Source organism: Microbulbifer variabilis, assembly GCF_020524905.1.
GTDB lineage: Bacteria > Pseudomonadota > Gammaproteobacteria > Pseudomonadales > Cellvibrionaceae > Microbulbifer > Microbulbifer variabilis_A.
Genome location: NZ_JAIVKI010000018.1, coordinates 56,126 through 78,803 on the forward strand (window position 1 = coordinate 56,126; position 22,678 = coordinate 78,803).

The 22,678-nt window shown below is 42.9% G+C and carries 18 protein-coding genes; 6 read left to right on the forward strand and 12 right to left on the reverse strand.

Annotated elements, in window-relative coordinates:
- Positions 1–358: 358 nt before the first annotated feature.
- The 3 genes from LC073_RS17440 to LC073_RS17450 all read right to left on the reverse strand — a co-directional run bounded on the left by LC073_RS17440 (position 359) and on the right by LC073_RS17450 (position 3,648).
- Positions 359–823, reverse strand: coding sequence for a GNAT family N-acetyltransferase (locus LC073_RS17440; RefSeq protein WP_226648597.1), 465 nt, complete (start codon positions 821–823; stop codon positions 359–361).
- A gap of 400 nt (positions 824–1,223) precedes the next feature.
- A complete protein-coding gene (locus LC073_RS17445) occupies positions 1,224–1,997 on the reverse strand; it encodes a hypothetical protein (protein ID WP_226648598.1) in 774 nt (257 codons plus the stop codon).
- 253 nt (positions 1,998–2,250) lie between these two features.
- Positions 2,251–3,648, reverse strand: a complete 1,398-nt coding sequence (locus LC073_RS17450; RefSeq protein WP_226648599.1) for a PLP-dependent aminotransferase family protein — start codon at positions 3,646–3,648, stop codon at positions 2,251–2,253.
- 154 nt (positions 3,649–3,802) lie between these two features.
- On the opposite strand from LC073_RS17450, the gene LC073_RS17455 reads away from it, so the two are divergent.
- Positions 3,803–4,693: an EamA family transporter gene (locus LC073_RS17455; protein ID WP_226648600.1), complete on the forward strand. Its 891-nt coding sequence runs from the start codon at positions 3,803–3,805 to the stop codon at positions 4,691–4,693.
- 62 nt (positions 4,694–4,755) lie between these two features.
- Here LC073_RS17455 and LC073_RS17460 read toward each other — a convergent pair whose 3' ends face one another.
- Both LC073_RS17460 and LC073_RS17465 read right to left on the reverse strand, forming a co-directional pair.
- The gene (locus tag LC073_RS17460) at positions 4,756–6,930 is read right to left on the reverse strand and encodes a jacalin-like lectin (RefSeq protein ID WP_226648601.1); all 2,175 of its coding nucleotides are present in this window, start codon (positions 6,928–6,930) and stop codon (positions 4,756–4,758) included.
- A gap of 223 nt (positions 6,931–7,153) precedes the next feature.
- On the reverse strand, positions 7,154–7,348 hold the full coding sequence (locus LC073_RS17465) for a hypothetical protein (protein WP_226648602.1): 195 nt from the start codon (positions 7,346–7,348) through the stop codon (positions 7,154–7,156).
- A 121-nt stretch (positions 7,349–7,469) separates the two neighbouring features.
- Here LC073_RS17465 and LC073_RS17470 point away from each other — a divergent pair, with 121 nt between their 5' ends.
- The gene (locus LC073_RS17470) at positions 7,470–8,420 is read left to right on the forward strand and encodes an alpha/beta hydrolase (protein ID WP_226648603.1); all 951 of its coding nucleotides are present in this window, start codon (positions 7,470–7,472) and stop codon (positions 8,418–8,420) included.
- A gap of 59 nt (positions 8,421–8,479) precedes the next feature.
- Here LC073_RS17470 and LC073_RS17475 read toward each other — a convergent pair whose 3' ends face one another.
- Together LC073_RS17475 and LC073_RS17480 are read right to left on the reverse strand one after the other, a co-directional pair.
- Complete coding sequence (locus tag LC073_RS17475; RefSeq protein ID WP_226648604.1) at positions 8,480–8,800, reverse strand: cupin domain-containing protein; 321 nt, start codon at positions 8,798–8,800, stop codon at positions 8,480–8,482.
- Positions 8,801–9,054: 254 nt separating this feature from the next.
- Positions 9,055–9,537 (reverse strand): hypothetical protein, encoded by a 483-nt coding sequence (locus LC073_RS17480; protein ID WP_226648605.1) that lies wholly within the window; start codon positions 9,535–9,537, stop codon positions 9,055–9,057.
- Between the two features lie 464 nt (positions 9,538–10,001).
- On the opposite strand from LC073_RS17480, the gene LC073_RS17485 reads away from it, so the two are divergent.
- Complete coding sequence (locus LC073_RS17485; protein WP_226648606.1) at positions 10,002–11,162, forward strand: patatin-like phospholipase family protein; 1,161 nt, start codon at positions 10,002–10,004, stop codon at positions 11,160–11,162.
- Between the two features lie 89 nt (positions 11,163–11,251).
- On the opposite strand, the gene LC073_RS21840 is transcribed toward LC073_RS17485, so the two are convergent.
- Entirely contained in the window at positions 11,252–11,464 is a 213-nt protein-coding gene (locus LC073_RS21840) for a GDCCVxC domain-containing (seleno)protein (protein WP_319004739.1), read from the reverse strand.
- Between the two features lie 822 nt (positions 11,465–12,286).
- Positions 12,287–13,669: a lytic polysaccharide monooxygenase gene (locus tag LC073_RS17490; protein ID WP_226648607.1), complete on the reverse strand. Its 1,383-nt coding sequence runs from the start codon at positions 13,667–13,669 to the stop codon at positions 12,287–12,289.
- Between the two features lie 957 nt (positions 13,670–14,626).
- Here LC073_RS17490 and LC073_RS17495 point away from each other — a divergent pair.
- A complete protein-coding gene (locus LC073_RS17495; protein ID WP_226648608.1) occupies positions 14,627–15,226 on the forward strand; it encodes a hypothetical protein in 600 nt (199 codons plus the stop codon).
- A gap of 118 nt (positions 15,227–15,344) precedes the next feature.
- Here the strand turns inward: LC073_RS17495 and LC073_RS17500 are convergent, their stop codons facing one another.
- From LC073_RS17500 to LC073_RS17510, 3 genes are all read right to left on the reverse strand, one after another.
- Entirely contained in the window at positions 15,345–16,838 is a 1,494-nt protein-coding gene (locus LC073_RS17500) for an APC family permease (RefSeq protein ID WP_226648609.1), read from the reverse strand.
- A gap of 834 nt (positions 16,839–17,672) precedes the next feature.
- Positions 17,673–18,563: a DUF2167 domain-containing protein gene (locus LC073_RS17505; protein ID WP_226648610.1), complete on the reverse strand. Its 891-nt coding sequence runs from the start codon at positions 18,561–18,563 to the stop codon at positions 17,673–17,675.
- A gap of 836 nt (positions 18,564–19,399) precedes the next feature.
- The gene (locus LC073_RS17510) at positions 19,400–20,389 is read right to left on the reverse strand and encodes a hypothetical protein (RefSeq protein ID WP_226648624.1); all 990 of its coding nucleotides are present in this window, start codon (positions 20,387–20,389) and stop codon (positions 19,400–19,402) included.
- Here LC073_RS17510 and LC073_RS22025 point away from each other — a divergent pair.
- Both LC073_RS22025 and LC073_RS17520 read left to right on the forward strand, forming a co-directional pair.
- On the forward strand, positions 20,350–20,769 hold the full coding sequence (locus LC073_RS22025) for a LytTR family DNA-binding domain-containing protein (RefSeq protein WP_226648611.1): 420 nt from the start codon (positions 20,350–20,352) through the stop codon (positions 20,767–20,769). The two genes, LC073_RS17510 and LC073_RS22025, sit on opposite strands and share 40 nt — an antisense overlap.
- Before the next feature lie 153 nt (positions 20,770–20,922).
- Positions 20,923–22,500, forward strand: a complete 1,578-nt coding sequence (locus LC073_RS17520; protein WP_226648612.1) for a phytoene desaturase family protein — start codon at positions 20,923–20,925, stop codon at positions 22,498–22,500.
- Positions 22,501–22,678: the final 178 nt, after the last annotated feature.

Below are 22,678 nucleotides of genomic sequence, written 5' to 3' on the forward strand. Positions count from 1 at the left end.
ATAGATATAGATTTATATAGTTAACTCACTTCATCCATATATAAATTTTCTGCACCTTTGGAGGCCGATATGAAAGGTTAATCATCCCAGCAAGTTAAAAAGATCAAAGGTGTAACTACCGAAAACTGGAGAGCAGTTAATTATATTAAACTGCAAAAATCAAGAACGAGTTTATGACACTGTTAACCAGTATTCCCGATAGGGGACACTCCTACCGGGACCAAATAGTCAAACAAAAAAATACCGGTAAAACATCTACTAGATTGCACTTAGGCTCAGGAAATAAAACTACACGAGTAGAAAGGCGAATCCATTTCAATATCTATCGCTCCTCTTAGATTTATAAACCTAGAGAGCTCTAAATCTCTAACTTGAGTCTCTCACCATTAGAGTTACCTGAAAAACCTTCTCGACGATAAAAATCTTCTGTTCTTTTCCACTTTTCCTTCTCTGGTGTGCTCACTTCCAAGCGAGACCAACCCTGCTCCCCTGAAAATTGAATCACCCGGTCAAGTAATCTTTTGCCGATCGATTGGCTACGGTATTCAGGCTCTACGTAAAACTCTTCAATCACACCGTAAAAACCTCCGGCATAGATAGCCGCAGACCTGGATACCGTAATAACAGCTACAGGGTTACCCTCAACATAATAAAGGAAGGCATTAAAACCACTATTACCGGCTAGCAATTTACTGCTCGCCTCGGCTAATTGTTCAGCGTTAATTTTGCGCTTATGCCCCACCAGAACAGTTAGCAACTTGGCAATCAAGTGCGCTACAACTGCCGCCTGCTTAGGCGTGGCGGGTAAAATTTCACCCTGCATCAATCTGCTCCCTGATCTTGTCAATCCTGAAAATAAGTCGCCCCCCGGAGAGTGCACAAAGCTACCCACATAAAAATGTGATCACATTTGCAGCCTATCAGTCAGCAGGTGCAATAGCAAGGCGTATCGAATATTGACTAAGACACCCAATGCGGGAAGAGAGAGAAATAGTTTTTACCAAAACACTAAAAACAAAAATACCAATCATAATTTTTAAAGGGCACCCACAGTGAGTCACAAAAGTCTTGATTTACCGATAGTTGAAAAAATCTATTTAAAAGTTTATAGGTGAGAATAAGCAGCGTTGTTATGCAGGATTATCGATCAGAGGAGAGTGAGAAAGGCGATGTATACGCTGAAAGCCCCCACTTACGGGAGCTTTCATAGTCAATGAGATTTATTAATCCCAGCGATTAAATACAACGTGCATACCGTGATTATCGTCGCTAATAAAGACAAAGTAGCCAGCATTTGTGTACCTGGAAGCACACACCTTGGTGCCGCCTGAAGTCTCTGCACACTCCATTTTGTAAGCTTCAATACCTGTCGTTTCATAGGCACACTGCTCAGACTGTCCCGCCAGGTTTTGTACAAGGTCACGAGTAATTCTAGCTAAAACAAACCGGTAATCACCAAAGTAACGATAGCTATACGCATCCTGGTAATAAGCCTGGGAATCCCAGCCAGAGCCCAGTAGATCGGAGTAACATTGCGCAGGGTTGGCTACCCACAGCATATCCATGTCATTGGAAGAATGTACCCCAGGCCAGCGTTGCTGATCATGCTTGGAAAGGACTATGTTTGTGGAATCAACGTAATCCTTTACAACGACATAATCGCCTTCATCACTTTCAATACGGCAAATTGGAGCACCGCCGACAAATTCATCACATTGCACGTTATCCAGTGTAATTTGGGTGGTGGAAGTGATACAGCTAGATGCATAATTTTTTGCCCAGTCCTTCACTGCAGTAATGGCATACTCGCGTTTATCTTCGATTTCATAGTAAAAATCTGAAAAAATGCGATACACCTCGCGGTCGTTAGTATTGCTTTGAGTCGCAACCTCTGAGCACTGACTAAAATTTGGTAAATCAAATGTTGTATCTGCCTGAGCAGGAATGGTGCCAGCAACAGCCAAAATTGTCGCAGTTAATTTTGCAATAGTTTTCATTCGTAGTCCTCCATGAATTAACTCTCTCAAAATCGGCGCGGATTCTAGCAAAGGGAGGCGGGCAATTGAAATATTTTTGTCATATCGTGACAGCGCTAATCATGGCAAACATCACCGATGGAGTAATTTCAGGCGCCAAACCATCTGCAAGTGAGTGCGCGCTATTAGACTACAGGAGGCCTAAATAGAAATTTAAATCTAAACAACATAACAGGCTGAATTAAAAAATTTACTCAAAAGCTATACTTTTGCCTCAAACACTCTGATTGATCAGCCCAACCAGCCGCCCCAGCTGTTTTCCTGCTTGAGAATACTCCCCTATCTTATCTTTCACAGGAAAGCCACAGTTAACCCTTAAGTAATCTTTATAATAATTTAGGGTACTAAAGCATGACCCTGTCCTTATATCCAAACCTTGCTCTTGGGCAAGACACGCAAAAAACTGTTCATTTAACCTAGGAATCTGTAGCCATAAAACCAGTCCACCATCAGGAGCACTGATACGGGCCCCAGAAGGGAGTCGTTCAGTCAAAAAATTACGATACTGAGCTACTTGCTCTATCAATCTGGGACTCAATGCTGACAGATGCTTAGCATATTGGCCACTAGCAACAAAATCGGCCAAACCCAATTGGAGAGGTGAATTTACCCCTAAACTTTCCCATTGACGCTGATGCCTGTAGTCACTTAGATAACGACCAGGCAAACACCACCCCAGCCGATAACCAGCACTTAGCGTTTTTGATATAGAGCCACACCATAGTAAATAACCCCCTTTATCCCAATGGCATGCTGGCAGTGGAGGGGTACCTCGGTGATCAAGCTCATGGTAAATATCGTCCTCAATAATTGGGATGTGGTATTTATTCGCCAACTCAGCTAACTGCTGTTTCTGTGCAACATTAAGACTGATGCCGGTTGGGTTCATATGGCTACAGGTAAAAAGCCCTGCACTAATACTCCTTTTTTGCATCTGTAACTCCAACTGATGCAAATTCAATCCCTCAGCGGTAGAAGGAATCTCCATAACATTCCTCCGCATTCTTGCCAGGAGTTGAAGGAGCCCGCTGTAGCAAGGGGAACTAATGGCCACCGCATCTCCGGGTCTAGTAGTTACCTCCAGCGCTGTGCGTACTGCATCGAGACAACCATTGGTGATCACAAGCTCTGAGGCTTGAAAGTGGAATCCTGAGTTCCCAAAGTGCTCACTTAGCGAACGACGTAGCGGTAATTCTCCTTGCACATCAGGATAAAGGCATACCCTCTCCCCCTGACTTCGAGTGGCACGGCGTAAACTTCGCTCCAAACCATAAACAGGCTGTAATTCCGCAGCTAACTGAGTTATTCCTAGTGGTCCAGGCAGCACAGAATAGGAGGGCCCACCTGTACTCGGCACTGTTGCCTGACTAGCAAAAGTGGGCAACTCGGGAAGTGTCCCCACGGTTAGAGGCTGTCTCACATAAAAACCAGACTGAGGCCGGGCTTGTACCCATCCTATCTCCTCAAGATAACGATAACAGTTTAGTGCGGTAGTCATGCTGACCTCATTCTGCTGGGCAAGCTGCCGTAATGAGGGAAGCTTTTGCCCCGCCTGCACTCTCCCCAGGCGCACATCGTCTATTAAACGATCAGCCAGACTCTTATACCGCATGACTACTCCCCTCCGACATCCTCAGCTCGCCCTGAGCACAGGCCCTTAAGGGGAAGCAAACCAACAAACTGTATACTTTTTTTGGTTCAAATCTGTATCTGTACCTAATCTCAGAATGCACAGAAACTATCCCGATATCAATGGGACTGAAGTTATGCGCTATAAAGACCTGGCATTGGGGATTTTTGTAACGGTAATTTGGGGAATAAACTTTATTGCTATCAAGATGGGCACCACCAATCTCAATCCAATGCTTCTCACCGCCCTTCGTTTTGCTCTTGCGGCAATACCGGCCATTTTCTTTATACCCAGACCTCCCGTAGCCTGGCGATATATCCTTAGCTATAGCCTGGTATTCGGTACGGGTATCTGGGGACTAACCACTTATTCAGTTACAGCAGGACTTTCTCCAGGGATGGCTTCATTGCTTCTTCAGCTCAATGCAGCAATCAGTGTATTGATCGGTTGGCTGATTCTTAAAGAAACCATAAGCACTCAAAAGTTGTTAGGGGCCGGCCTGGCGCTCTTAGGCCTGTGGCTAGCCTTGCTTATTGAAGACGGTAGTGTCAGCTTTTTCGGTGTGAGCCTAGTGATAATGGCAGCAACCTGCTGGGGGGTTAGTGGATTGATAATGAAGGCTGCGAACACTAAGCAGGTTTTTGCCTTTATCGTTTGGAGCTTACTATTCGCTCCTTTTCCTTTAATCGCTCTTGCGCTGGCTTTGGAAGGTAAAGAGATTTTTTACAGCCTAATTGAAATAGATAAGCGAACTATCTTTTCAATTCTATTCCAGGCTTGGCCTACCACATTACTTGGCTATTGGATCTGGAATCGCTTGGTCGTCACTTACCCGCTATCTACTATTGCTCCCCTCACCTTGCTGGTGCCAGTTTTTGGACTTTTTGCGAGTTGGCTATTTTATCAAGAGCCTCTGGGACCAATTAAAATAGGTTCAGCCTTATTGATTATCTCAGGATTGCTGATTGGACTAATCAAGTGGGATAAGAGAAGAAGTGGAAAATCGATGCAACCAAATGCTTCTTAATCACTAGATAACACTGTATTTTGAGCGGATAGGGTCCTCCTGTCCGCTCAAAATTCCGAGGTCTAAGGCAAACAAGATGATGTAGAGAAGAAGTATTTCACCTCGTAATCACTACACGCCTCAGTTGCGCAGAAGAAACGATAATTAGTAACAATATCTCCGACAAGTAGATCTTCACCAGTTAGCCTATAGTCCAACTTGGAATCCGCTAAACGTCCAACGATGCCTACTACATCCCCAACTTCACAATTACTGGAAATGTTACCAGCCGATTTCTGCTCATTAAAACTTTCATAGTCTATGCCTCCCGAGGATGGATCATCATTGTTGAGCCAGTCGGTCGCATAATATCCGGCATTAACTAATGAGTTGGAAAGTTTATGCACCCCTAAAGCATTAATTTCATCCCCATGGCGACCATGGAAGGCAAATATCTGCTGGGTTGAGGTAGAAGAGTAGGTCGTACAGGAACCCTGTTGAGAGCCACCTGAAACTGTCTCACCTGTGCTGGAAGTCAGTTTTAAATAATAAACACTGCCGGAACTGTATTTTTCATCGTCCCAGCAAATTTTGACATCATCGAGGTATTCCCCACTGGCGGAGTCAAAATTCAGAACAGAGCCCATTGAACCCCCATCTCCATCGCCATACTCAATGCAAAGTTCATGTTCACTCGCATTTGCATGGCTGACAGCTTGCCGGAATTCATAACAGGCCTTTAACCCATCAATACGGCTTCCAGAACGAATCTGCACTGACTTAAGGTTCATTGTGCCACTTCCGAGTAGCTTACGCTTAACAAGGTCGATAGAATCAAATGAATCCCCACCAGCTCCACCAATCTCATCTTTTTTCAGATAGCCAAAATCAGAGTAAGCTTCCTGGCTCGCAAGCCAGAATCCATCAAATACTTTATAGTAATTCACCCAAACCGAGGTAGTTATCCCCTGAGCATTCCTTACAGCATACAGTTCAGAATTCTCAAGGGCATTGTAGGGCATTCCATAGTGATAACCTTCAGCAGCACAAACACTGTAGCCATCAGACCAGGCACCAGTGGACTCACTGATATGCCAGTTGCGATCATCATCCACACAGGCAAATACACGTTCTGTCGAGCAATTGTAATCTCGAATCTCGCCATCATTAGACAACCAACTACAGTTGTGTTCGGTACCCGGTGAATCATCTCTCCAAGACCACAAATAATCTTCAATTTGTGGAGCCTTGGAAGCACCGATTGTTGTTGCATTGGCTTCAACCAAAGCCAACTCAATCAACTGATAACCTGCTTGCGCTTTTTCTTGAACGGTATCACCGTAAATTTTAATATCGTTTTTGTTGTATTCTGTGGTCGCATCCAGAGCGACACTGAAATTCCCATTCTTGTAGTGGGTAGTCGCACTGCTATTGCCATCAGAATCAGCGGTCAATTGGCTGGAGTTTTGAGCCAAAGGTTCATTGGAAGTCAGATTGCCAGAAGCATCCATCTCATCCACACCAATCCAGACATTTCTTAAATACTTGCTGGTATGAGACTCATCGTGATAGTCGCAAAGATTATCGTCTCCGGTATGTGGGTACTCTCTGGGGACCTGAGTAAAGAGAATAATATTCCGCCCTGCATCCAGTACATCTTGCTTTGTTAACGTTTGCACCGGTAATGAGGCGCAATCGCCTTCGGAATAACCCCAATCCGTTGGTTTGAAAACATAGTCCCCTAAACGGCTTTCTATCTTCTCACCAATTTTGTTTCTGAAATTTTGATGATAGTCGGAGTCGTAGGCTTCAAATTTTATGAACAGCACCTCATCCTGATTATCTTCAAGAAAATCGGTGATTTCATCAAAGCCATCCCCAAGAGTTGCTGCCGTACCAGCCATATAAATACACATGGTGGCCTCTTCAAGCCCCATGTGACATAGATGGGGGGTAGAACTAAAAGTGGATGAAGGGTAGGTATCGTACTCCACCAGGCGGATGCCGCGATGGAATAGTTTTTCCGGGGCATACCATTGGTTAACATCGGTATAGACTCCCTGGTCCCACTGGTAAGAAGCATAGGCGTTGTGCGCACCGGCCCAAAGCGTTTTAGATAAAGGCGCCCGGGTGTCGATTTGTCCCTGTAAATCCAGTCGCTGTACCTTTGCATCACCGCTATCTATTTCACCAACTGCCATCATCGACACTGAGATTCCCAGCATCAGAAGAGGAATGGAGTTAATTATTTTTAGCATTATTTATTCCTGAGAGATTACTTGATAGTGGCCACACCAACTTGAGAGCGATTCCTAGAACTTATTCAATGAATAAAAAAATTAAAATAAGCACTAACGTTCCAAGAAGAAAATTACCCTAAAACTCTGCGGTATCGATGCACTCTTAACGCTACTTAACTATTTCACAATACATACACATTTCCGGGCGGGAATACCCGTGGATAGTTTCAATTTCTCTACGCTATCCATTTCTTATATTTCCAAACTCGCATAAAAGGTAAAACAAATACCCGGAGCCAAGCTTAAAAGTTGCTTTTTCATAAAGCTTCGCAATTGGCACAATAGAACCACCAATAAACGATATCATTTCGATATGACTATCAAGTTTCAGTTTTGCTTCTCTTTCCTGAATAAACTGGCTGATTGACCACGTCACAAGGAGGATTCAGGCACCATTTACTACACACTCACAGAAAAATGAACAAAGCTATAGGCGCCCGGATTTTTCCTTCCCTAAGAAGTTGAAGTCTGCACCAGATCAAAAGTACGGATACACAATGGCCTTTTCAGTTGACAGTGAATTTACCCAGGCATTTGATAGATTTAGCGCGCTACTGGAGCCAATAGAACCAATCGCCGTTGGTGATGTGGCAACAAGGCGTGAGATCGGAGAGAGGATTCTTAGAGAAGTGCTTCGCACGCACCCTATGCCAAGTGATGTTTTAATTGAAGATTTTCTGGTAAAGGCAGCGGATGGGGCCAGTATGCTGTTACGCTGGTATTCTAAGGAGGGTTCGACACCGGGCTCAGCAGTACTCTACCTGCATGGTGGTGGCCTGATCTTTAACGATGTTGGGATATACGACCGAACAGTCGCAAACTATGTCTCTAAGAGTGGGGTTCCATTTCTCTCAGTAGATTATCGTAAAGCGCCGGAGCACCCCTTCCCTACTCCTATTGAGGATTGCTACTCCGCATTGAGCTGGTTACATAAGAATGCCAAGCAGCTAAAAGTAGACCCCTGTCGACTAGCTGTTATGGGTGATAGTGCTGGCGGGGGGTTATCTGCCGCACTAACTATCCTAACAAGAGAGCGGAAAGGTCCCTCTTTGGCAAGGCAAATCCTTATCTACCCAATGCTTGATGATCGGAACATTATCGAGGATTCAAGTCTGGCCCCTTTAGTACTCTGGACCAATGATGACAACCTCACCGCTTGGCGTGCCTATCTCGGGGATGCCGCGGGCACAAACAGCGTTAGCCCTGTAGCTGCCCCGGCACATTTGAAAAACGCTGAGGGATTGCCTCCAGCATATATCGAGGTTGGCGAGCTGGATATCTTCCGTAATGAAGATATCCAATATGCACGGCTACTCACCAATAATGGGGTGAGTACAGAGTTTCACCTGCGCCCTGGCGTGATTCATGCATGGGAAGTCTTCGCACCAGAAATCCCGATCTCCGTTAGAGCCATGAATGACCGCATCCGGGTTATCCAATCTTTTTAGTCACTTCACTAAGCTAACAAATGTAGCTCTGCACGATAACAAAAATATGCTGAAGTAACTTATCCTTTCTCACCTAAATTAAACCAAAACTCGATTTCATCAGTATCCTGTTCAAAAGAGGCGGCATGTTCGGTATAGGCGGGCACATGGTACCAATTACCAACACCAAATCGTTGAACAACACCATTCATGCTCAGTATCAGTTCTCCTTTTGTAATCACCCCATAATTATCCGTTTCATGGACATGGGCTGGAATAGTCGTGCCTGCGGGATAAGAAGCAAAGAGTACATCACTACCCTTTGCCTCAAGTTTATAGGCATCAAACCGACCATCATACAAAGGTAACCGCTTAATTCTGTTTGGATAACTTCCTGACATACTGAATACTTTCCCTGTATTAAAAATTGAAGCCCACTCCAGCAACTAAAAATCAGCCTAGCAAGAAGAAGAGCAAACTATAAAAAATAAAGTAACACAAGACATTAGGAATTGCATCTAGCCTTTCCTTTAAAGAAGACTCATTTTCCAAAGGATGCTCAAGGTCTGAAAAAGCAAACAAACACCAAAAAACCAATAAGTGTTGACACAGCAACGACTAAAGAAGAATCAGGAAATTGCCATCATCTTTGGTCTTATCGTGTTTTAATTTCTATTGAAAACTCTGCTCCATCCAAAGACTCAAGATAATCCGGATTTTCAGGATCATTTATTAGCTTACCGCTAAAAGAGACATTTTCATCCTTATGCTGTTTCTCAAAAAGATTAGGAAGGGTGTTTTTTCTGGAAAAATCATACTTCTCCCCCGAAGAGACACCCTCCTCGAAAGCGGCACTGATATCTATCGGCTTAAGGCCTTCTTCAATAGCAAGATCAGTTTTTTGATTGTGTTGTTTGACAGGAATTTCGGTATCATCTTTCGTGTTCAAAATTTCATCACTGGATATCTGGCTGGAGTCATCAGGGCCTAACAAATGTTCTTCCCCCTCCTGGAACTCCACAACTATCTTTTCAGACCCAGGCGTAGCTTCCTCTGCTGATTTGCCTGAAAGTACCTCAGGCCTGCCACATGAGGCCAGTATCAACAGCAAGGGGGCTACCAAAAAATATCTAAGCATAATCACCAACCTAGGTATCGCAGATTAAAACCTCAATAAAACCGGCGAGGCTATATCTTGAGTCAAACAGACACTTATAATAACTTTACCCTACCACAAGTCACCATTTGATTATCAGAACACAAGAATATCAGATAATCATACTAACAAAAAATAATTTTTGAGGATATCAATCCTGACATCAACGAATACCAATAAGTGAACAATCGGATTGACCATAACAAAGAAAGCGTTACCAGACTAACCAGTTGATATATACGAGTATGAGATAAAAAGATCACGGTAAACTCTAAAAGCAATAACCCTCACCACTATTTCGATTAATAAACCCACAAAAATACCCACAATATAATTTACAAATAAAAAAGATAGATATTAAAGCAAAAGTATTTCTAATTACTGCTTAGACATACTTAATATTGTCAACATTGTGCCTGAATTATTGGCAGGTTACTGGTGACATAATGAAGATCTGGAGACTTACACTCTTTATTTTTCTGTTGTTGGCCGGAATTGGCTCCACGTTTTATATTTACAATCATCGCTTCACTGAAAAGACCAAGTTTCATAGAATACCTGTTACAGAAGAAACCATTATCTATGAGGATCACCTAAGAGAAAAAGAAACCATCAACATCCTAATCTTGGATGGTGGAGGGATACGAGGTCTTATCCCGCTGTATGTGCTGCAATACATCGAACAACGAGTAGGTAAACCCATAAATGAAATGTTTGATGTTTTTAGCGGAGTTTCTACTGGAGCCATTATAGCTACTGGTATCAACATCCCCAGCAAGCAGCTACAAAAACAATATGGTGACTACGGTTCAAAAGTAGATCTACTGATAAAACTCTATAAATCCGAAAGCAAATACTTATTTTCAACTCCCTGGTACCACAAGTTACTGACTGGAGCAGGCTTACTCTCTCCAAAGTTTATGGGGGACCGTTTACACCAAGTATTGAAATTTCACTACACAGAAAGCCTGAAGTTCACTGACCTGGAAAATTATGTCATTATACCTTCCTTGGATATTTACACTGGAAAAATACATCTTTTCAAAAATCGCGGCCGTGAAATTATCGAGCTACCGTCAAACAGTGTCTATCAGCTAGTGATTGCTGCATCCAGCGCAGAAGCCGTATTTCCTCCCGTAGACTTCATGACATTGAGAGAGGATCTACGGCATCGTTATTTTGCCGATGCAGCAGTATCTGATAACGACCCCACCAGCATGATATTGCTCGATATTATTGAGCAGTTTCCAAACAAAAACTACTACATACTCATATTGGGATCTGGCACCTCTCCGTTAAGTAGCGCAAAAGATAGTTATCAAGATGTAAAAAACTGGGGGAGATTACAATGGCTTCCAGACATTATCACGGATATACAACGGTCTATGGATACACAGCAGCTCTACGCCCTGAGGATTGCTCAATTACTATCTCCCAAAGGTCGGATAGAATTTGACTACTTAAACGTCAAGGTTGCCAACCCAAAAGTGGGAATTTTTGATTACGAATCAATGGATTCATTAAAAATACATGCCGACAGATTAATAGAAGAGAATAAGGCAGCAGTAGATCAAACCATTAAACACTTGAAGAAGAGTTCAGAATAGAATGGATCGGATATCCTATAATAGCATAACCCTTTAGATCAAGAACTCGAACATTTATAGCTTCTTTCCAATGAAATTATTACAGTCCCTTATGAGGAGCAGCAAGATTTTCCATCCTTTTGAACGGGCGGACACGGGACGGTTCCATAAGAGCAAAATACACAGCAGTCGCCTTTCTTCGGGCTTAATAACTCCCCACAATTCTTACACTGATAGAACCACTCGCAGGCATCAGTTGGCATTGTTTCACTATGGCTATAACCACATAAAGGGCAAGTAATCCTGGAAGTTAAAATCTGCATTTTCTTTGTCATATTGGGCCCTTTAAATTTTTAAGACTGGATCGATGAATATTAATTCTAGGCCTCTTAAGCTAAGATATGATGACGACATTTATACAGAGGCCGTAAGGAGTTGCATTAATTCCTTGGACCTATCGATCAGCACGTCATGACCATATTGCATATAAGTCGATTTTCAGCCAATCCCCTACTAAACCATTTCATAAAATAATCTTCCAGCCCCTAAGCTCTATGCCATAGTATAGATGTATACGGTAGAACGTGTTTCCCGACCTCCTCCAATAAGTTAGGTTGCCCAAAGGTCTTGCGGGGCTCACCTACGCAATACCGATAAGCCTAGGCCTAATATTGAAAATATTCACTTCAAAGCCAGGGACCAGTAGAAAATTTTACCTGAAGATATATCACTTTTCAGTAAAACGGAGCCTGCCTCAATGAATAGGAGATCCTAACCTGCTCTGACCATTCTCCAGTACCATAGCATTAGGATAAAAAGGGGGTGTGAAAGAGAATTCTTCACTCTCAATAAGCCAAAGAACATCCTGGATTTATGTATTCAAGACGATCTTATTACCGTCTCTTTGCTGGGTCAGTTAGTCTGGGATAGCCAACCGATCTACAACCCATCTCCAACCGCCTTACCAAACGAGAAAAAGAAGGTTGCCATCATCTTAGATGTCAAACAGCTTATACTTAGACACCAGCCTTTGAGGCTACCCAGAAGTGACTTAAATAGCGGTTTTTTGTGCTGACAATGTTAAGAATATAGGGTACCTATGCTCAACCGCCTCCCTCATGAGGAAGCGGTTGAGCATATTTATGTTACTGGCAGGAACTCTGCTCCCAGTACTGGGGTGCAGCCGAGGGAGACCACCAGTTAGGCCCAAATGTAGAAATATATACCTGGCCTTCGAAAGTCACCCGATCACCGACCGCATAGCCTCCATCACCTGCGTAAGGCTGCTGAAACTCGGGGCAAGAAACCGCGGTAGCTTCGTCATCGGTGCTATTGTCATTACCATCGTCTGATCCCGTACCAGTATCACTGTCAGAATCATCGCCATCCGTCTGGCATGTGGTTTCGCTCCACAATGATGGCGCAGAACTCGGTGACCACCAATTAGGCTCGTGTTTGGATTCGTAGGCAACGCCTTCGAAAATAACTACATCGCCAATAGAGTAGCCTGAATCACCAGCATACGGCTGCACGAAGGTTGCACAATTAGTGCCTCCAGAACTCCCAGTATTCTCACTATCACCGGTTTCTCCAGAATCATCGTCACCTGTAGTGGCATCATCCTGGTCAGCGCTAAGTTCGTATCCAATCTCAACATTTCTCAGGCCACTACTGCCTAACAAGTAGATACTATTGATACCGTACAATGGTTCAAAACTACTACTACCATCATAATCGCCCCCTCGGATGCTGGATTGCTCCTGATTGATTAGCTCAGCTAGATCGTGAGACCAATTTTCGGCAATTCCCTGTTCGCCAGAAGTTATCTCCAGAACAGTAGAGAAGGAATCGTTTTCCCCGGAGCTATCAAAAACACGGGTATACACCTTATCCCCAACACTTAAGTCTTGAGTGGGATTAATTGTGCCTCCGACACTCCATTCAGTGTTGGTAACATTATCTCCGTCAAACTCAACGTCGATAACGTTATAGAAGGCATTCACCGTGTCTCCAACATCCCAAACTGCAAGAATTACATGGTAGCCCTCACGGTTTGGCACCTGACACTCGTGTGTCATATCTGTTGGAGGTTGTTCATAGTTCCCATCCACCTCGCAGAAGGGATCAAGATCAAACTGATCACGAGTCAAGGCAGAGTTCGGATTCCAGTTTTCCTTGGTAATATAATATTTCCAATCGCGGGTTACATGGTTTGCAGTAAAGTGCCATTTAAAGGTTTGCCAACCAGAACTAATATAGTTTTTAACCCAACGATCAGAAGATTGTTCATTCAATTCAGACCAGGAGCTATTTCCAGCACTGGCAATTTGGCCATCCGCGGGACCACTATCAGGGAAACCTTCGGCACCCTCAACACTTTGCGGCTCCCACTGAACTGCACCGCAGTCAGTATTCATCTCACCAGTATCAAGAGGGTATTTGCACAGCGTTCCACGTGCAGAGGCAACACCACCATCAGCTGCTTCTACATAACCATGGCTAAGTGCATTGGAGCTAAGTCCAGCCATCACTATAGCCATTAGTGCATGATTAAAAATAGGTTGTTTAAATACAGATACTAATTTTGTTTTCCGGTAAATCATATCTCTGCCTGTTATTCAATATTGTCCAATATCCGTCCCCTATTAAGCTAGATCCTTAGCCAGTCGAAGCATGTGCATGCCTCAAGAGCAGCGTTTGCGACAAAGCTATGGACCGTCATCAATTAGTACGGTTCCTATCGTCATTCTAAAAAAAGACAGAAAATTAAATAAAGGAAGCTGGCAATTTATTCTATTTAAAGAATAGCAAGGAGCATTAAAGTGCTAAAAAATCACCATACTTGTTACTTTCAACCAAAAATAAAGACTTTAACATTAAGCTATAGCCCGAAATTAGAATTCAAGAAGTAATTAAAATCAGAGATCAAAAACCTGAAAGAAAACCAAAAGATCTCAACAAAAAATAAATCTCATAAATTCACATTTCTTACACAATCGGAATGTAGTCTTATTTTTCCTTGTGTGTGGACCTACTAAGTTTACCCCACAGGCACAATAAAGATAGCGCTCTACCATCTGGTTAAAATAACCAAGCATGCCCCTACTATCTAACCAATCCTGACCAGCAATACAAACTAAAAGTAGATCTCACCTATCCCCAAGCATAGTAAATTGTCAGAATAGATTCGATAAATAACTATGGATTCCTAAATTTCCATATTGCTATGAGTAGCTCTAAAATTACTCGAAAAGTAAAATCTCACTCCCAGATAAAAACCGCTATAAAATTCTGTCGAACCTGCTTGGCATCAATCCTCGCCTGTACAAATAAATAAGCTGCTGCGTAAAAAGCAAACCAACCAATACTGGTCGTCAATAGTGTAATTTGATGATATTGAAAATGGTCACCTTACAATTTTTCGTTATACTGTTATAGACCAATCGGTCATATAAATCATAAATTTCCAATAAGGAGGTTGCGTCATGGCAGTTCGACTGGGAGGTGGTTATGCTGCCTATCGTTTCAGACCTGAATGTACTTGGGTAACTGGCACCAATGCAGGAACGTTGCGCTCTGATGGATATGGTTCCTGTGTGGGGTTAGTACTCTATAGCGGCGCACCCAGAAAGATTGGGGTAGTCGCGCACTTTTCAGGCTCTATGCAAGTTCGCCAGGTAAGGGATGATGCACTCGAGATAATGGCAGCGGTCTGCCCTATTGCACCGGGAAGAAAGTGGCGGGGATGGGTTTTTGGAGGCGTATCTCTTAACGGTAACTCTTCACATCAAACCATGAGCGGAAATGGATCCAGTCTGATACATACTCGAGCCCTGATTGATTCGGTACGTGGTGTGCTGGAATTTAATCGAATGTTTGACGTCAATTTTAATATTACTAACATGGAAAGATTTGATTTTACTAACCAGGGAGTATTTGCTGAGATGACTTTACGTCAAGGCGGCAATTATGTGGGGCACCAGGGTGTTAAGTTAGATCTCGCTACCGGCCTAGTAACCTGGGATGATCTCAATCATGGATCTAGTAATTCAAAAGCGAATAAGATGATTAACTCTATGTTTTAATCACTTGTGTTTGACCTGGCGGATATTAGTTTTCTAGCGCCGGGTCTAACCTAACCCTTCAGTTAAAAGTTATTAAGGCTAAGGAAAATTTTCCTTCATTCTCAGATTAAATGTACTCTCATCCACTCCTCTCCATACTGTGACTCTGGCAAAACTCTACATAAGACCGAGATGATATCACCAAGTAAAAAGCTCCAGACACGATCATAACCAGCCAAATATTCGAGACAAAATATAGGATCCATAAGTATGTCAAGAATGGCAAGGTAAAGACAATTAACTTTTGAAGCCCTGCTCCAGAAATATGTAATGTTGCATATATAGACACTAGAATGCTTAAGGACATACATAGCAAAAGTAATGAAGAAGATTTCAATGTCTGCATTAGCAAGCTCAATAGAACAAAAACTATAAGCCCAAACCAGCGAGTATTAGGCTCAAGTGCTCCCATACTGATAGGCGCAGCCATATAACTGACGACATGATATCCGGTTACAATTACCATAAGTGCTGCCCAGCTATCCGCATTAGCAAGAACAATCGCTGCTAATACCCAGTTAACTATTATCGATCGCCTGGAAATATTGTGTACCGGATCCAATACGGCTAACCATCGAGGCATTTGTCTTACTTGTGCCATCCCAAATAAAATTCTTGATGAAGCTCCAAGATACGTATATCCAGATGCAGATGGGCTGGTGACACTATCTACTAGTAATACAAGCGCCAAAAAATGCAGACCAAGAAGAGTAGCTAAATCTAAGAGTGGCGATGCAAAATTCAGCCCCTGCCAACCGCCATTCTCAATCAATAGCTCATGTGGCACAGCTTCCATAAAGGCAAATTGTAGCGACAGGTAGACTAAAGTGATAATGACTATCGACAGAATAATAGCCAATGGAATATTCCGCCTAGGTTTTTTGATCTCACTGGCGAACGCAACGCTCACTTGAAATCCATTATATGAATAGATCAGCCCAGCACCAATAATGGCGGAGAATGCACTGTGGAACTCAAACTCCTGATTTGATAAGAGGGAAAAATTGGAACCAGTTTGATTCCGCGTGAAAACTACAATGAGTAATACCGTAAGCGCAAATAGCGGGGTAAATATCTTCAATACAGTGACCACGTTGTTGATTTTAGTTAACCAGCGAATTCCATAAAAATTAACAATTAGATAGAGGCCCAAAATGCTCAGAGCAAGTACTTTCCCCCAAATCGTGAGTGTATAGTTTTCTATCAGGAAAGAGGATCCAATTGCTGATGAAAGGTACTGTGTTGTAGCCTGTGCTTCTGTTGCAACCACCATCAGAATACCAAACCAATTAGCAAAAGCAAAAGGCATGCCAAAGATACTGTTATACGATAGAGCACTAGCTTGCGCTAGAGCCCCCCGCACTGGATAAATCGTCACGACTCGAGCAAGACAAAGACCTACCATCAAGACCAGAGTTGCTGTCAGTATCCAAGCTACGAATGCCCAGTTGCCGGCATATCTCGCTGTCAATTGAGCACTGAAAAGCCAACCTGACCCTATCATGCAAGTGGCACTGAGCAGTGTTGCGCTAAGCAATGAAACCTTTTTCTTGCCGCGCTTGGTTTGGTGCATATTTATGTATATCTATAAAATATAAAAATTAACTGTTTTCTTTTTTTAATCAAAAATTTTTATACTTTTGACGTTCATATTTTTCCGACTAGAGGCCAATACCCAAAGCTCATCGCAACCTACACGACGGAAGCCTTATATCACTTAATCTTCTAGTTTAGATTCCTCTGTGGCTTCTGGTGTCATTCCACAATGAAAAAAGCGCCTAATATACGCTTTAAGTTTTTACAATTAATAAAAAGAGTTTGACTGCCAGCGAAGCTATAGTAGTGACACAAACATCATCATTATACACCTGAAATTCAAGTATTGCCCATTTGTTCCATCCCTATACAGAGGTCGTATTTTTTGGCAAACCGTTGCTTTTTCTTTTATGGCCAAAAAAGATTTATATGCTCGCATGCTTAGCGCCACCACTGAAGTACCTACTCAAACGAAGCTTCACATAACTAGGACCACAGAGTATTGAACTATAAAGGGTATCATTAAGACCTTTGATTTTGTTTGACATCCTCAATGAACAACTCAAACATTTGTAAACTTAGACTAAACATCATTTTTAAACTACTTCAATGTTAAGGGCGTATAATATTTTTTTAAACCAACCTACAAACAGATACCTCACCCTAACCTGCAAGCAAATGATACAGCCATTAGATAATGGTATGTTTAAAGTTTAAAATCATTTCAGCCAAGAAACTTTTTGAAGCAAGCCATAAACTCACTAGTGAATTTATGGCTTAAACAAAGGGGGGTACTGCAAGCTTATTACTTCAACCCGCTTGAACTTTCAGCCAAATTAAATTTAGTTACTTAGGGCAAAACCTATAAGGCCTATGATTTTTTTCTCGAAAATAGCGCTTTAAACATAGCCACAACCCCAACGGCAAGAAACACCCAGAATTTTTTTAATAATATAATAGCTGCAGCAAATAAACCAGTTTTAGCAAGTACCTTACCCGTAATTAAAGCACCTATTCCATAAGCTGCTACCTTATCAATTTCTGGATTGAAATCACCATAAGTATGTCCCTGATCAAATTCAGCCAAAGCCAACACAGAGGATAGATTATCTTGAATTACAGTCTTTTGATCCATATTGGCAATATAATTCAGAACAAGGACACCTTCTCGGCCAAGTACCCTAATGTTATAGTTGAGAGTGTTGGTCTCCATATCCCCAAACTTGAGTTCCTTAGCCCAGTGAAGCTTATGCGCATCCGTATCGTAATATGGTTGTGCGGCCCAACCTACCAGAGCAATGGGCTCATAGCCGTTGCGAACTCGGTCTTTACTAGCCTGAGCAGTATCGGACTGCATCTGCTTTAAGAGGTCATTATAGTTAATATCTTTTGCATCTTCGTCTGATACATACCCATCCTCTTCATATTCAATAGTCACAGCCCAGGAATTTTCATCGAATGGTGTCGCATCCGCAGGGAATATCATACCCAGAACCTTCTGTCCTGGAGGGTTTCCCCATACATCAACGAGAACTTTCTCGGCATCTTTGGGGTTCAAATAATAGAACTCCTCCGACACTTTTAAGGAAGCAGGGGCTTCAGGGAGATTGATAACACCCGTCTGTCGATCTAAAGAGTCCCAAATACTTTTGGCCCATGTCATATATTCCTCTTCCGATAACGCCTTTTCTTCATCATTGCTTGCAAAAGCAAATGAACTGAAAGAAAGACATAGCAGTAGAAACAGAGACTTAAGTTTCATTTAAAATCCAAATAGAGATAGTTAACATTGAAGAAGCAAGCTTCTATGGCTGATAGTGTCTATAGTAAAGAATCAATGTGCCCTACGGGTACACTGAGAGGTACTATAGTCCTAGGCCGCAAGAGCTATTATGGATGAATTCTACCAGAGCCTATATTGGAATTCTCTATCCGCAGGTAGTATAAAATGGTACACAAATGGCTTTTATAGCCTTATCCAGTGTAAAATTTAACCTAAGGTGACAGTTGGTCGGGGACCCTAGGAAAAACTTTCATGGGGTTACGGCTCTTTGAGAGTTGGAACGCTATATCTTGATTAACCTCTTGGCATTTCCTTTACCAGGCATTAGAGAGATGGCAAGGTACTTTTATCAAAATTATCCTGAACTAACTTAACCTCCTAATGAGAAGGAATTTCTTATTTGCCCAAAGAGATCTTTTATTTTATTAACTAATATATTATTTTAAAATATTTTCGATCTTTATTTGACGATCCAAATTAAATCTTCATTCGAAAAACATAACTATCAACAATAAATGATTCGACCTCTATAAAAATTACTTGAAAATGACAGGTTATTAAAACTATAAAGCATCTTGACTAGCTTAAAGATCAACGATATAAGTGTAGATAACAAAGCATTATCTACAGAAAGAAAACAAACAGATCAAAAAAATACACACAGCCTCGAAACACACTATCATTTCTCCCCTACTCTCAATGGTTTTCAGCAAACCAGATCCCGACTTACAAATTAAGAACCGATTGAAGCCTGCTTCACAATTGGCAGGCCTCAATAACTTCAAATTATTTATGTAGTAATTATTTAGCTACCATCAGGGTACTAACTGGTAGCTGTTACCCAAATCATCCTTCAATACCATGGCTATGCCATCGATAGCTGAAACCTGTAGAGGCTCACTTAGAATTCGGCTGCTGAATGTCCACCCCTCAGGCAGGTTGAGACGATCGCCCAGATGTTTCAAATCGTCCATCTGTAAGTTGGCATCTTCAAGGCGACTAAAAGACTGCATGATATATACCTGCCCATGGATATCTGTTAACTCATAGACACGTCTACCTTCATAAAATAACCAAGTGTTATCCCTTAGTACTTTACCAGGAACATAGGCAACATCCTCCCCTTGACTGTCAGTCAGATCAACGCTAGTTAATAAACGCATTTCTAATTCACCAAATAATCGGTATTCATCGTCTGGACTGGGTAAAATGATTCCGCCACCCAGGCTTTCATCCACTACAAAAAAGCGTGGCCCATTGGGTATAGCTAGAAGTGCATCGTATTGATCTGCAATTTCGTCTAAGTTAAGAGCCTCCCACTGGTCTTGCGGGCAATAGTTTACTCCTGGTGTACCCCAGATTTCTGCTGATACTCCTGAACCGTCTAGATATGACAGCAAGATTTCACAATAACGAAAATTGAAGGTTGGACTACCAGCCTGCAATGGCTCATCTGGAGTGGTGCTTCGCAGAAAGTTTAATAAATGGATGGCTAGCTCTTCACCCACATCATCTTGAATAAAGTGTCCGGCCAAAAATCGCCTGTGATCATTACCATCAGAGCCAGGCACATGCTCAACCCACTTTTGTTGGTTTTCCTCGCTACCTAAGCTTCGATCGAACTCACCGGCATTAAACATAAAAGGATTATGAAATGCCCCGAGTGTTTGCCAGGCAATTATATTTTGCATCTCGATATCAACAAACATGGCAGGGAAAGCACGTATTGCTGCTTTATATTCAATACTGGGATAAGGTGCGTTGTATGCGGAAATTTCTTCGTCAGTCAACTGGTAGACTGTCAAGACTTGCACCACATCACCAGCTAATAGTTCAGGTACAGTTGAGTGATGGCAATCAACAAAGAATAATTTCGCACGATCACATTAATTATATTGAAAGTATAGGCCGTTATCGTCGTGTTCATCTTACCGAAAAAGGGGCTCGTTTACATAATACAGATACCATAATATCCGATATGACACTGGATACTTTTTGCGAACAATTACCGAGCAAGGTATTTTATCGGCTGCATCGTAGCTACATTATTAATAGTGAAAGATTGCTGGAATTAAAGTCACAATCACGGCGTCATTTCGTAAGAATGGCTGGTACAGATATAAAAATTCCAGTCTCCCGTAACTTCCTCAACAGACTAAAGCGATCTATCAAAACCAGTTGCTAATATTTTGATCTTAGGCTCCTAGGATTAAGTAGAATATTATTTCTAATTGACGACATATCAATACCTACGCCTACCCCAAGAATTCAATGATTGAGTCACTCGGCGTTTTTTGGCATATTTTATATACCGAATCTTCCTGCTCAGAGAATAATAATGAAGGATTTTTTGATTGTTGGTGGCGGCCATAATGGCTTAGTTTGTGCCTGCTATTTGGCTAAAGCTGGAAAAAATGTAACGATTCTTGAGCGCCGGTCGATTGTTGGCGGTGCAGCGGTTACTGAAGAGTTCCACCCAGGTTTCCGAAACTCTGTGGCTAGCTACACCGTTAGCCTGCTTAATCCCAAAATCATAGAAGACCTCCATTTACGTGAGCATGGCCTGGAGATCAAGTTACGGCCGCAATCAAACTTTTTCCCACTTTCAGAGGGGGAAAGCCTTTCCTTCCATAAGAATCTCGCGGATACACAGGCAGAGGTTGCGCGTTTCTCGGAAAGAGATGCGGCTACCCTACCTGACTTTTATGCCATGCTGGAAACAGTGGCAGATATTCTGCGCGGGGAACTGCTTCGCGCTCCCCCCAATGTCGGTGGCGGCTTTGGGGATTTGATTCGCGCTGGCGGCTTTGGGCTAAGAGCGAAAAAGCTGAGTATGGCATCGCGCCGTGATGCATTGGAACTGTTTACCAAGAGTGCCTCCAGCGTGCTGGATGCCTGGTTCGAAAATGACCATGTCAAGGCTGCGTTTGCTTTCGACTCTATCGTTGGCAACTATGCCGCTCCCAGCACTCCCGGTTCCGCCTATGTGTTACTGCATCATGTGTTTGGTGAAGTAAACGGCGAGAAAGGCGCTTGGGGCCATGCCATGGGCGGTATGGGTTCAATCACCCAGGCCATGCGCAAAGAGGCAGAGCGCCTAGGAGTCATTATTCGCACGGATGCTGAAGTAAAAGAGGTGCTGATCGATGGTGGGCGTGCAACCGGAGTGCAGCTAAGTAGTGGTGAAACCGTTACTGCCGGTAAAGTAATCGCCAATGTCGGCCCTAAACTGCTCTATTCCCAGATGATAGACGAACAACATCTGGAACCGGAGTTCCGCCGCCGTGTGCGTGGTTTTCGAGTGGGCTCGGGCACCTTCCGTATGAATGTCGCACTATCTGAGCTGCCAGACTTTACCTGCAAGCCTGGTAATAACGCACAACCGCACCACAAGTCTGGAATTGTCATTGGCCCCACCATGGACTACCTGGAACAAGCCTATATAGATGCGACCCAATATGGCTGGTCAAAGCAACCCATTGTCGAGATTTTGATCCCCTCCACCATCGATCCTTCTCTGGCCCCCGAGGGCCAGCATGTGGCCAGCCTATTCTGCCAGCAATTTGCTCCAGAACTGCCCGAGGGTAAGAGCTGGGACGACTACCGTGAGCAGGCAGCTCAGACCATTATCGATACCGTCACCAACTATGCACCCAATTTCCGTGATTCCATCATTGCCCAACAAATCCACTCACCGCTGGATTTAGAGCGCAAGTTTGGCTTGATGGGAGGCGATATCTTTCATGGTGCCTTAGGCCTGGACCAACTGTGGAGCAACCGTCCCTTTATGGGCTATGCGGATTACCGCACGCCGATTCAGGGCCTGTATCTCTGCGGTTCCGGTAGTCACCCGGGAGGTGGGGTTACTGGAGTGCCTGGCCATAATGCGGCGATGGAGATTTTGAGAGATAAATAAGAGTGGCTCGTATTGATCTTATGAAACCAGTACGAGCACTATTCATAATAGTGTTCAGGCCAAGAAAACCACTCAAGATATCAGCTGGTTATAAGTTATTTGAATGAGCCTCTGCACTTGCTGACAAGTACAGTGAGCAAATTGGAAGAGCATAGACAGCCTGTATGGTCTATGCAGA